Source organism: Amycolatopsis sp. A133, from assembly GCF_031082405.1.
GTDB lineage: Bacteria > Actinomycetota > Actinomycetes > Mycobacteriales > Pseudonocardiaceae > Amycolatopsis.
Genome location: NZ_JAVHJU010000046.1, coordinates 1 through 11904, shown reverse-complemented (window position 1 = coordinate 11904; position 11904 = coordinate 1). Strand labels below are relative to the sequence as shown.

At 72.2% G+C, this 11904-nt stretch carries 8 protein-coding genes; 4 read left to right on the top strand and 4 right to left on the bottom strand.

The features are described 5' to 3' along the window. The first annotated feature begins 20 nt into the window (after window positions 1-20). Window positions 21-1058 (top strand): methyltransferase domain-containing protein, encoded by a 1038-nt coding sequence (locus Q5425_RS28560; RefSeq protein ID WP_308675415.1) that lies wholly within the window; start codon window positions 21-23, stop codon window positions 1056-1058. Window position 1059: 1 nt separating this feature from the next. Here Q5425_RS28560 and Q5425_RS28555 read toward each other — a convergent pair whose 3' ends face one another. From Q5425_RS28555 to Q5425_RS28540, 4 genes are all read right to left on the bottom strand, one after another. After that, a complete protein-coding gene (locus Q5425_RS28555; RefSeq protein WP_308675414.1) occupies window positions 1060-2376 on the bottom strand; it encodes a M14 family zinc carboxypeptidase in 1317 nt (438 codons plus the stop codon). Between the two features lie 208 nt (window positions 2377-2584). Continuing rightward, a complete protein-coding gene (locus Q5425_RS28550) occupies window positions 2585-8053 on the bottom strand; it encodes a biotin carboxylase N-terminal domain-containing protein (RefSeq protein ID WP_308675413.1) in 5469 nt (1822 codons plus the stop codon). 246 nt (window positions 8054-8299) lie between these two features. Beyond that, on the bottom strand, window positions 8300-8539 hold the full coding sequence (locus Q5425_RS28545) for a hypothetical protein (protein WP_308675412.1): 240 nt from the start codon (window positions 8537-8539) through the stop codon (window positions 8300-8302). A gap of 144 nt (window positions 8540-8683) precedes the next feature. Beyond that, window positions 8684-8854 carry a hypothetical protein gene (locus Q5425_RS28540; RefSeq protein WP_308675411.1) on the bottom strand — a complete coding sequence of 57 codons (171 nt, stop codon included), beginning with the start codon at window positions 8852-8854 and terminating at the stop codon, window positions 8684-8686. A 143-nt stretch (window positions 8855-8997) separates the two neighbouring features. Between Q5425_RS28540 and Q5425_RS28535 the strand changes: the two genes are divergently transcribed. From Q5425_RS28535 to Q5425_RS28525, 3 genes are all read left to right on the top strand, one after another. Further along, window positions 8998-9324 (top strand): hypothetical protein, encoded by a 327-nt coding sequence (locus Q5425_RS28535; RefSeq protein WP_308675410.1) that lies wholly within the window; start codon window positions 8998-9000, stop codon window positions 9322-9324. 90 nt (window positions 9325-9414) lie between these two features. Then, on the top strand, window positions 9415-10923 hold the full coding sequence (locus tag Q5425_RS28530; protein ID WP_308675409.1) for a CehA/McbA family metallohydrolase: 1509 nt from the start codon (window positions 9415-9417) through the stop codon (window positions 10921-10923). Window positions 10924-11015: 92 nt separating this feature from the next. Then, a complete protein-coding gene (locus Q5425_RS28525; RefSeq protein ID WP_308675508.1) occupies window positions 11016-11804 on the top strand; it encodes a hypothetical protein in 789 nt (262 codons plus the stop codon). Window positions 11805-11904 lie beyond the last annotated feature (100 nt).

Below are 11904 nucleotides of genomic sequence, written 5' to 3'. Positions count from 1 at the left end.
GTGGAGTACGCTCTGCCCACATGGAGGAGAAGGACTTCGCCGAGCACCTGACCGCGACCATGACGGGCAGCGCGCTCACCATGCTGATCGGCCTCGGGCACCGCACCGGCCTCTTCGCCGCGGCCGCCCGCGGGCCCGCCACCAGCGCGGGCCTCGCCGAACGCGCCGGGCTCCAGGAGCGCTACGTCCGCGAGTGGCTCGGCGCCATGGTCACCGGTGGCATCTTCACCTACGACGGCCGGGACTACACCTTCCCGCCGGAGCACGCGAAGTTCCTGCTCGGCGAGACGGCGTCGAACCTGATGCCGTCGCTGCTGACGCTGTCGGCGTTCACCGGCATCCTGCCCGGCCTGGAACGCGCGTTCGCCGAAGGCGGCGGCGTCCCGAGGTCGGCCTACGGGCCCTACCTCGAGACCCTCGGCGCGAAAACCGGCGACAGCTGGAAGCACGTCTACCGCGAGCACCTGGTGGACGGCTTCTTCGGCGCGGTCCCCGACCTCAAGGAGCGGCTCACCGCGGGGGCCCGCGTCTTGGACCTCGGCTGCGGCACCGGCCACGCGATCGCCGTCGCCGCCCGCGCGTTTCCCGCTTCCCGCTTCACCGGCCTGGACATCAACGCGGGCGTGGTCGACCAAGCCCGCGAAACCACGGCGGGACTGCCGAACACCGGCTTCGCCGTCGGAGACGCCGCCGAGCTCACCGCCGATCCGCCCTACGACGTCATCACCGCGTTCGACGCGATCCACGACCAGGACCGCCCGGACGTCGTGCTGCGCCGGATCCGCGGTGCGCTGGCGCCGGACGGCCTGTTCTTCATGGTCGACACCAACTTCTCCAGCGACGTGGCGAAGAACGTCGGCAACCCGCTGGCCGCGCTGTGCTACTCGATCAGCCTGATGTACTGCACGACGACGTCGCTGGCCGAGGGCGGTGCCGCGCTGGGGGCCATGTGGGGTACGGAAACGGCGTCGGAAATGCTCGCGGACGCGGGGTTCCGGCACGTCGAAGTGCTCGGCTCCCCGCGCCCGCAGAACTGCATCTACGCCTGCCGGCCGTGAATCACTGCTGGTACGGCGCCGCCGCGGCCTTGGCGGCGGTGATGAACGCGCCCTTGTTCTTCGGCCAGAAGGTGCTGTCCACGCAGGTGTAGCGCGGCAGGAAACCGCCGCACGTGCCGCTCGAACTGCCGACCTCGAACGTCACGCTGGCGACGCCGAGTTCGCCGTACGTGAAGTCGTCGGTGGTGCCGGTCGTGTCGTAGCCGACGGTCTCCTCGTTGGTGCCGACGAGGTAGCCGTTGGACGCGGAGTACTTCGCGCCGAGCCGGCGGTACTGCGCGTCGTTCGGCGAGGTGGCCTGGGTGAAGCCCCACGGGATGATGATGTCGTTGCCGTAGCTGTGCAGCGTGATCATCGTGCCCTTGGCCGTCGACGGCGCCGGGTCGTTGTTGCCGGTGCCGCGCTGGTCCGGGAAGATCGCGCGGGCCAGCTTCTCCAGTGCCTGCACCTCGGGCTCGGAACCCGCGCTCACGCCCTGGTAGGTCTCGGAACAGGCCGAGTTGGAGTCGCCGCCCCACTTGAACGTGGAGTTGCGGTTGAGGTCGACGCCGATGCTCGTGCCACTGCAGCCCCGGGAGTTGTTGGCGTTCTTGCGCTGCAGCTTCGGCGAGTTCCCGCCGGAGGCGACGATGTCGACGCCGTCGGGGTTGGCGATCGGCACCACCCACACCTCGGTGGTGTCCAGAATGGACTTCGCGGTGGCGTCGGTGGCGTAGCCGTCGGCGAGGTAGTCGATCCAGCGCCAGGCGAGCTCGCCGGTGGACAGCTCGCGGGCGTGGATCTGGCCCATCAGGAAGAACTTCGGCTTGGCCGACGTCGTCGACAGCGTGCAGTCGCCGGCCTGCTTCTTCGTCAGGCAGATGGCCTGGATGTCGTGGCCGCCCTGGCCCTTCGTCTTCTTCCACGACTGGCCGATCGTGTACTTCGTGGCCAGGTCGGGGTGCGCCGAGGCGACCTGCGCGAGGTGGTTCTCGTGCGCGGTGACGGTCCGGTACCCGCCGTAGTAGGTGTCCGCGGCCAGGCTGTTGGTCCGGGCCGGCAGTTCCTTGTAGACGGTGTCGAAGAACGAGGGCCGGAAGCCGAGCGCCCGCAGCTTCCCGGCGACGGCCTGGCCGCCGACGACGTTGACGCTGCCGGCGTCCCCTTCTTCGACGTCGAATCCGGCCGCGGCCAGCGCCTGCGCCTGGGCGGGGGTGGCCGGGACGCGCCAGAACACCGGCGTGTCCGCCGCCTGCGCGGTGGCGGTGCCGCCGAGCAGGGTGGTGAGCAGCACCCCGGTCGCCGCGAGGGCGAGCCGGGACAGGGACCTTGACGCCATCGGGGGATCTCCTCACGCCGCACGGATGGAGGTCCGGTCGGAACCCGTGGTCACCGTACCGGCACGCACAGTGTGTCCGCCCGCCGCGATGGGGCCATACCCCCGAAAGTCGCGAACCCCGGGAAACGTCGAGGGCGGAGCTTTCACGTGAAAGCTCCGCCCTCGGGGGCGTGGTGAGCCGAGCTTTCACGTGAAAGCTCGGCTCAGGTCAGCGCTTCAGGCCGTGTTCGATGGCTTCGATGATGCGGGGGCGCAGCTCGGCCGCGCTGATGATCGCGTCCACCGAGCCGACCTCGACCGCGCGCTGAATGCTGTGCACCCGGTCGAACTCCGCGGCCACCTCGCCGACCTTCTCCGCGCGGACGGCCGACTGGACCTCCGCCAGCTGGGCGCTCAACGCCGCACGGGAAGCGCCGCCGGCCGCCGCCGCGACCTGGGCCTGCAGCTCGGTCACGCGGGGGTCGTTCGCCGTGCGGTTGTTCACTTCGCCGGCGAACACCACTGCCGCCGCCGGGGCACCGCCCAGCACCGAGGCGAACGAGCCCTCCAGGGCCAGCACCGTCATGTTCGGGTTCAGCGCCTTGGAGAACACCACGAACGCGCCGCCGTGGTAGCGCGAGATCACGCAGAACACGATCGGGCCCTTGAAGTTGACGATCGCCCGGCCGATCTCCGCGCCGTACTCCAGCTGCAGCTTCCGCAGCGACTCCGGCGAGCCGTCGAAGCCGGACAGGTTGGCCAGCACGACCAGCGGCCGGTTGCCCGACGCCGCGTTGATCGCCCGCGCGGTCTTCTTCGACGACCGCGGGAACAGCGTGCCCGCGGTGTAGGTGTCCGGCCCGTCGGTGGGCGGGAAGCCGCGGCGCGGCACCGAACGCGACTCGATGCCGACCAGGCAGACCGGGCGGCCGCCGATGTGCACGTCCTGCACCGCCGAGGTGTCCGCGTCGGCCATGCCCGCCCAGCGTTCCAGCACCGGGTGGTCCTGGTCGGACAGCGCGCGCATCACCGTGCGGATGTCGAACGGCTTCTTGCGGTCCGGGTTGTGCTCGGCCGAGAAGATCTCCCCGACGGTCCGGAAGTCGCTGCCGACGATCGCGTGCGGGTACGCCGAGACGTCGCGGTCGATCGGGTCGCTCGTCCCCACCTTCCGCGGCCCGGGCTCGCCCGGCACGACGTAGGTGTGGTCGTAGTACGACATCAGCACGGCCCGCGCGGCCGGCAGGTTCGGCGCCCAGTACTGCGCCTGGCCGTTCGGGCCCATCACGCGGTCGTAGCCGCCGATGCCGTAGTTGTCCTCGGCCGACACGCCGCCGGAGAAATCGAGGGCCTGCTTGCCGGTGAGCACCATCGCCGAGTCCGGCGTCATCACCAGGATGCCCTTGGTGTGCATGAGCATCGTGGCTTCGGCGTTCCAGTACGGCTGGGCGCCGACGTTGATGCCGTTGACCACGATGTTGATTTCGCCGCCGTCCTGGGTGAACGTGACGATCCGCTTGAGCGCCGCGGCGACCCAGTCCATGTTCTCGGTGCCCGAGGTCATCGAGATCCGGGCCCCCGACGACAGTGCGAACCATTCCAGCGGCACGCGCATCCGCTCGGCCAGGTCGAGCGCCGCGATGACCCGCGAGCACTCCGGCTCCGACAGCGCACCCAGCGACTTCGTCGGGTCACCCAGCAGCACCACGCGCGTGACGCCTTCGGGGTGCCGCTCGGTCGGCGTCGTGACGACGCCGGCGACGATGGCCGCTTTGTTCTTGCCCTTCGGCCGGTCCACCGGCACCAGTACGCCGGTGTCGTCCAGGTCGTGCTCGGCGAAGCGGCCGCCCGGGCCCGCGAGCAGGTCGGTCAGCTCGTACGGGTAGACCGTCCCGCGTCGCGCCGCGCGGAGCACCTTCAGGCGGTAGTCGTCGAGGGGCTTCACCGGCTCGGTCGACGGCGGCTCGACGTGCAGCCGCGCGCCGTGGCCGGGGTCGAAGGCGATCCGGACGGCGAGCTCGGTCAGCTTGCCCGCGTCCGTGCGCCGCCGCGCCAGGAACTGGACCTCCTCCAGCCCGGCCCCCACCGAGGTCGGCAGGATCCGCTGGACCAGCGTGTTGAGCTCGTCGGTGGTCAGGTCGGTCGTCGGCCAGACGTACATCATGATCCGGTTCGTGTCGAACCGCTTGTTCTGCGGCCGCTGCGCCTGGATGTTGCGGATCGAGTCGAGGCAGGCGGTGACCGCGTCCTCGAGCGCCGGCAGCGCGACCAGGCGCCCGTCGGCTTCGCGCAGCGGGGTCAGGTCGCGGACCTGGCCCATCGCGATCAGCCGCTCGTCGGCCGGGTTGGTCTTCGCCACGGCCTTGAAGAGGTAGATCTCTTCGTCCGCCGACGGCAGCCGGGTGAGGTCGAACTCGTGCAGCCGCTGCAGCTGCAGGCGCTGCGCGATCTGCGGGTGCAGGCCGCGGATCAGCCTGTCCTCGGTGAAGCCGGCACCGCTGCGTTCGAAGGTGAAGTGGTGGTGCATCACCGCGCCGCCGGTGCCGGCCACGGTGACCACGATCCGGCGCACGCCCGCGGGCAGCGGGTTTCCGGTCAGCAGCGCGCCGAGCCGCTCGGCGGCCGCGTCGACGTCGGGCTGGTCCTCCCAGCGCAGGTACAGGTCGGCGACCACCCCGTCGGTGGCCACCTCGCCGAGCGCGCGGAGGGCGTCGGGCAGGGCGGTGATGTCGGCGGCCGTGGTGACCAGCGGCAGCACACCGTCGGGGGCGTTCAGCTCGGCGGTCAGCCAGCGGTGGCCGCCGGCGTCGCGCACGGCGACCCCGGAGAGCCTGCGGTTGCCGTAGTAGCGGCGGGTCAGCACTTCGAGCAGCGGCGCGTGGTCGCGGCCCGGCCGCCCGATCCGCTGCCCGATCAGCCGGACGAGCGGCTGCGAGCCGGTGATCATGGCCTGGATCCGCTCGGCGCGGTCCGGCGCGTCCGGGTGCTGGTCGAGGTAGCTCAGCTCGGTGCGGACGGCGGCGTAGACGCGGGCGCGGTTGCGGCGCAGCAGCGGCTGGGCGAACCAGCGGAAGACCACGCCGCGGGCCAGGTCGGACACCGCGGGGAAGCGCACCTGCGTGGCCGCGACGAGGTGCTCCAGGGTGAGCCCGGCGCGCTCGCTCAGCGACTCGGCGGGCGGGGCGCCGGTCAGCCACTGCCGCAGCAGGTCCGACACGACGGCGACGTCGGCCGTCATCCGCTGCTGGGCCAGGAAGATCCGGAAGACCGCGGCCTCGAGCTCCGCCGTGCGCTCCAGGTCGGCGACGCCGTAGTGCGCGAGGACGCGCTTCAGCTTCGCCTGGAAGCCCTCGGTGACGCCGGCGCGTTCGACGTCGAGGCTCTGCAGGTAGCTGTGGAAGAACTCGCGCGGGCTGTGCACCGCGCCGTTCGGCACGGTGTCCTCGCCGCCCGGGGTGTTGCGGCTGAGCTCGGACAGGTCGGCGAAGACGGTGAGCAGCTCCAGTTCGCCCTCGACCGGCCGGTTGCCGAGTTCGGCCCGCGCCTCGAGGTAGGTCGCGACGAGCCGCTTGCGCTCGGCCGGGTCGACGTCGAAGCCGAGCAGCAGGCTCCGCAGGTCCTGCAGGCCCCGTTCGACGCGCTCGGCCGCGGACACGCCGTCCGGCACCGTGGGCAGCTCGATTTCGACGGTCTCGCCCGTGTCGGCGGCTTCCTCGGCGGCGTCGTCGGCGAGCGGCTCCAGGCGCATCAGCGGCGCGCCGGTCTCGACCTGGCTGCCGACCGACACCGGGCATTCGCGGACCCGGGCGCGGAACGGCGCGCGCAGCACCGTCTCCATCTTCATGCTCTCCAGCACGAGGATCGGCGCGTTCGCCTCGACCTCGTCGCCGACGGCCAGCGGCGTCGCGACGACCAGCGCGGGCGCGGGGGAGCGGACGACGCCGCCCTCGTCGCGGCTGATGCGGTGGGTGACGCCGTCGACCTCGACGAGGTGGATCGGGCCGTGCGTGGCCGAGATCAGGCGGAACCGCCGTCCGTTGACCACGATCTGACCGCTGTGCGCATCGAACCGGTCGATCTCGATGTCGGCGTGGTGCACGTCCGACGCGCCCGCCGAGATGCCGACGCGGAAGCGGCTCCGGCCGGCGCGGGCCACGCTGACGCGGTAGCCGACGCCGCGGAGCTTGAGGTCGAGCGGGCGGCTCTCGTGCTGCACCTGCGGGCGCCCGCCGTGCGCGGTGGACAGCAGCCGCTGGACCGAAACTTCTTCTTCGTCCTGGTAGGCCTCGATGGCGGCCGCGGCGAGCGCGATCGCGGAGTGCCGGTGGGTGACCAGGCGGCCTTCGGCGCGGACGCGGTCGATCCAGCCGGTGTCGGCGCTCGCGTCGATCACCTCGGGCTGGGCGAGCAGGTCGAGCACGAAGCTCTTGTTGGTCGCGCCGCCCTCGATGATCACGGTGGTCTCGGCCATCGCGCGGCGCAGGCGGCCGAGCGCCTCGTCGCGGTCGCGGCCGTAGGCGATGATCTTGGCGATCATCGAGTCGAAGTCGGCCGGGATGGTGTCGCCCTCGCTGACGCCGGTGTCGACGCGGATGCCGGGGCCGGCGGGCAGGGCCAGGCGCGCGATGCGGCCGGGGGAGGGAGCGAAGTCGCGGTCGGGGTCTTCGGCGTTGAGGCGCGCCTCGATGGCGTGGCCGCTTTCGGCGGGCTGGTCGCCTTCGAGCTTGCCGCCGCCGGCCACGTGCAGCTGCAGCTTGACCAGGTCGGTGCCGGTGGTGATCTCGGTGATCGGGTGCTCGACCTGCAGCCGGGTGTTGACCTCGAGGAAGGCGAACAGCCGCTCGCCCGGGTGGTACAGGAACTCGACGGTGCACGCGCCGCGGTAGCCCACGGCCACCGCGAGCCGCTCGGCCGACGCCTTCAGCTCGGCCGTCTGCGGCGGCGCGAGGACCGGCGACGCCGATTCTTCGATGATCTTCTGGTTGCGCCGCTGCACCGAGCAGTCGCGGACGCCGAGCGCCCACGCCGTCGCGCCGTCGGAGATCACCTGGACCTCGACGTGCCGGGCGCCGGTGACCAGGCGCTCCAGGAACACGACACCGGAGCCGAACGCGCGCAAGGCCTCCTGGCTCGTGCGTTCGTAGGCGTCGGCGAGGTCCTCGCCGGAGGCGACCATGCGGATACCGCGCCCGCCGCCGCCCGCGGTGGCCTTGAGCATCAGCGGGTAGCCGATCCGCTCGCCGGCCGCCAGCGCGTCTTCGAGGGTGGCGACCTCGCCGCGGCTCCACGGCGCCACCGGCACGCCGACCTCTTCGGCGATCAGCTTCGCGCCGATCTTGTCGCCGAGCTTGCGCATCGCGTCGGCGCTCGGCCCGACGAAGGTGACGCCGACCTTCTCGCACAGCTCCGCGAAGGCCGGGTCCTCGGCGACGAAGCCCCAGCCGACCCACGCGGCGTCGGCCTTCGTCTCGACCAGTGCCCGCTCCAGCTTGGCCAGGTCGAGGTAGGGCCGCGCCGACGCCGGGCCCAGGTCGTAGGCGAGGTCGGCCTCGCGGACGAACGTGGCGGTGCGATCGGCGTCGGTGTAGAGGGCGACCGTCTCGATCCGCGTCCCGGTTTCCGCCGACAGATCCCGGACGGCGTGGATGAGCCGCATCGCGGCCTCTCCGCGGTTGACGATGGCGACACGACTGAACACCGGCTGAGCCTCCCAAGTACCACGCGCAGAAGGCGACGTACCTGTCCTGGAACGTCGCCTGCACCTGTTTACACCCTGGTGGATGACGGCGGGAGGACCAATGTCCGCGATGGCGCATGCCGGGGCGGCTGAGTTGTGGGAACCCGACAAAAAGCGACCCGCGCCACAGCGCGCTGACCCGTTTTCACGCGAGGTCTGCGACAAAGCACCCCAAGCACGCGCGAACGGCGGGTGACGCGCGGGCGATCAGGAGGCGAGCAGGACGTCCGACTCGAGGACCTGGCCCAGCTCGCGGCGTTCGGCTTCCGACAACGGGACGGCGGCGACGTCGCAGCGGCCGTCCGGCCCGGGCGCGGTGGTGACCGCCAGCACCGGCCGGCCGTCGATCTCACGCAGCGTGACGCGGCCACCGCACGCCAGGTCCACGGTGACGCCGGGACGGTCGCGATGCCTGCCCAGCCAGCGGCTGACAAAGTCGAAGGTCATCGCGGTCTCCCCTCATACGGCGCGCTCCTCGTGGAGCACAGGTGTTGCCGACGGGTGCCCCGGATACCCCGTATTTACACCCGATCGTGCGAAACGACGGGCCGGCACCCCCCGACGAAGTGCCGGCCCGCTGCTCCGGGTGGGTCAGCGCAGGGGCGCCTCCAGGACGTACCGCTTCGCGAGCCCCGCGCCGCAGTCGACCTCGACCGTCCGGCGGACGACCGGGTGCCGTCGTCGCCGCGCAGCGCGTAGCCGGCCGCCGTCGAGTCCCTCCCCGTCGGCGCCAGAATGCAGCGATCGGACGGTGGCCGTCAAAGCGGTGAAAAAACCGGATACATCGCTGCACCGATTCCGTGAACGTTCTTGCGCGGGACGGCGAACCGGCCGGGCGGCACCGGCCACAGTGGACAGCTCGGCGGGAGGTGCGCACGCGGGCCGGCCCGGGCCAGGACGGCGGGATGAAACTGGGGCAGGTGGCGTCGGCCGCGCGGGACATCTTTTCCGCCCGGCTGGTCTACGGCGAACCGGTCGAGCGCGACGGCGTCGTCGTGATCCCGGCCGCGGCCGTCTTCGGCGGTGGGGGCGGCGGCGCGGACGACACCGGTGCGCTGCCGGTGCGGGAGGGTGCCGGGTTCGGGGTGCTCGCCCGGCCGGCGGGCGCCTTCGTCGTGCGGGCCGGCTCGGTGACCTGGGTGCCCGCGGTCGACGTCACGCGGCTCGGGCTGGCCGCCGCCTTGACCGTTGTCGCGCTCGCGAAGATCCTGGCGAAACGCACCAAGGCCTGAGCGGGAACCGCCGAAAGTTCACCGCCGGTTTCTTGTCCGGCCCCGCGTGGCCCGCCTAGCGTCGGAGTGTCTTTCGATGCGGAGGTACGCATGAATGCTGGGGACTTCAGCCGCCGGACGCTGCTGCGCGCCGGTGGGGTGGCCGCGGCGGCGGGGATGCTGCCCGGCGTCGCGTTCGCCGACCAGCCGGGCGGCGCCGGCAGCCAGACCCGGACCGTCACCGGCACCCTGAAGCCGGACGTGCCGGACTGGTACTACCTGCCCGTCGACGTCCCGCGGGGCGTCCGGCAGATCGACGTCGTTTACTCCTACGACCGGCCTCCCGTGCCCGCCGGCACCCGCGGGAACGCGTGCGACATCGGCATCTTCGGCCCCGAAGGCCACGACCTGGGCAACGCGCGCGGCTTCCGCGGCTGGTCGGGCGGCTTCCGCGACCGGTTCTCGATCAGCGCGTCCGAGGCCACGCCCGGCTACCTCGCCGGCCCGATCCGGCCCGGCCGGTGGCACGTCGTCCTGGGGCCGTACACCGTTGCGCCGCAGGGCTTGAACTACCGGGTGGACATCACGCTCAGCTTCGGCCCGGACGGCGCACCCTTCGTGCCGAACCCGGCGCCGCCGGCCGCGCCCGCCCGTGAGCGCGGCCGCGCCTGGTACCGGGGCGACAGCCACCTGCACACCGTCCACTCCGACGGCCGCCGCACGCCGGAGCAGCTGGTCGCCGACGCCCGCGCCGCCGGCCTCGACTTCATCGTCTCCACCGACCACAACACCGCCAGCTCCCAGCTGATCTGGGGGAACCACGCGACCGACGACCTGCTGATCCTCAACGGCGAAGAGGTGACGACCCGGTCCGGGCACTGGCCCGCGATCGGCCTGCCCGCCGGCACGTGGATCGACTGGCGCTACCGCGCGGCCGACCCGCGGGACTTCCGGCGCTTCACCGACCAGGTGCACCGCGTCGGCGGCCTCGTCACCGCGGCGCACCCGTTCGCCAACTGCTTCGGCTGCACCTACGAATTCGCCTACGAGCTCGCCGACCTGGTCGAGGTGTGGAACGGCCCGTGGACCCAGGACGACGAGGCGAGCGTCACCCACTGGGACGGCCTGCTGCGCGGCGGCCGTTTCATCCCGGCGATCGGCGACTCCGACGCGCACAACCCGGACCAGCGCGTGGCGCTGCCGCACACCGTCGTGCTCGCCGACCGGCTGCGCCGCCAAGAGCTCCTGGCCGGGCTGAAGGCGGGCCGGTCGTGGCTGGCGGAGTCGGCGGCGGTCCAGCTCGACTTCACGGTCTCGGGCGGCGGCACGAGCGCGGGCATCGGCGACCGGCTCGCCGCGGGCACCGGAACACCCGTGACCGTCAAGGCGGTCGTCGCCGGGGTGCCGGGGACGACGGTGACGTTCCTCGACCAGCTCGGCCCGGAGCACACCGAAAGCATCGGGGACTCCGGCGCGGCCACGGTCACCTGGACGACCTACCCCCGCTACAGCCGCTGGGTCCGCGTCGAGGTCCGCCGCCCGTCCGGCGGCCCGAACACGACGGTCCCGAACGCGATGGTGGCGATGTCCAACCCGATCTTCCTCGGCACCGGCCACTGAACCTCGCCCGGTGCACCGCGTCCTCCTTTTGGGAGACTGGTGCGAACGGGTGACGGGGAGGCAGGGTGCGCGGTTGTGGCCTCAAGCTGGCCATGGTCCTGGGGGCGGTCGTCGTGCTGGTCGCGGGGATCGTCGTGGTGGTGGCGCTGACGCGCGGCTCGGTGCGGACGCCGGGGTGCACGGTGGCGTTGCCGGGTGACGACGCGTCGGCGTACACGTTCACCCCGGAGCAGATGAACAACGCCGCTACGATCGCCGCGGTGGGCACGAAGCTGGGCCTGCCCGCCCACGCGGCGACGGTGGCGCTGGCGACGGCGTTGCAGGAGTCGAAGCTGCGCAACCTCGAGGGCGGTGACCGCGACTCGGTCGGGCTGTTCCAGCAGCGGCCCAGCCAGGGCTGGGGCACGATCGCGCAGCTGCGCGACCCGGTTTACGCGGCAACGGAGTTCTACGAGAAACTCGAGAAGCTGCCGAACTGGGAGACGCTGCCGATCACCGAGGCGGCCCAGGCGGTCCAGCGCTCCGGCGTCCCGGACGCGTACGCGCAGTGGGAGCCCCAGTCCCGAGCCATGGCGGCGGCGTTCAACGGCCAGTTCCCGGCGGCGCTGACGTGCCGCAACCTGACCCTGGCGGCCCCCGCGGACGTCGCCGGAGCGGCCACGGAGGAGCTGGGCACGGCGGGCGTGAGCGGCCCCCACCCGGCGGCCCGGGGCTGGACGTACGCGGCGTGGCTCGTCGGCCGCGCGGAGGCGCTGGGGGTGGACAAGGTGAGTTTCGCCGGACAGACGTGGACGGCGGAGTCGGGCGCGTGGGCCGGGGATCCCGCCGCCGGCCAGGACCTGTCGTTGCACCAGACCCCGGCGGCCCAGGTCAGCGGGTAGCCCGGCCGACCCAAACGCCCCAATGGGGTTGTTTCATCGTGGTTTGTGCTGGTCAGGCTGTGGTGATGGAGGGTGGTATCGCTCAGGCGGGGTCGGGCCG

Excerpts from the sequence above, each read along its gene's own strand:
- Q5425_RS28560 (WP_308675415.1), top strand. The coding sequence starts at position 21 with ATGGAGGAGAAGGACTTCGCCGAGCACCTGACCGCGACCATGACGGGC.
- Q5425_RS28555 (WP_308675414.1), bottom strand. The coding sequence starts at position 2,376 with ATGGCGTCAAGGTCCCTGTCCCGGCTCGCCCTCGCGGCGACCGGGGTG.
- Q5425_RS28545 (WP_308675412.1), bottom strand. The coding sequence starts at position 8,539 with ATGACCTTCGACTTTGTCAGCCGCTGGCTGGGCAGGCATCGCGACCGT.
- Q5425_RS28535 (WP_308675410.1), top strand. The coding sequence starts at position 8,998 with ATGAAACTGGGGCAGGTGGCGTCGGCCGCGCGGGACATCTTTTCCGCC.
- Q5425_RS28530 (WP_308675409.1), top strand. The coding sequence starts at position 9,415 with ATGAATGCTGGGGACTTCAGCCGCCGGACGCTGCTGCGCGCCGGTGGG.
- Q5425_RS28525 (WP_308675508.1), top strand. The coding sequence starts at position 11,016 with ATGGTCCTGGGGGCGGTCGTCGTGCTGGTCGCGGGGATCGTCGTGGTG.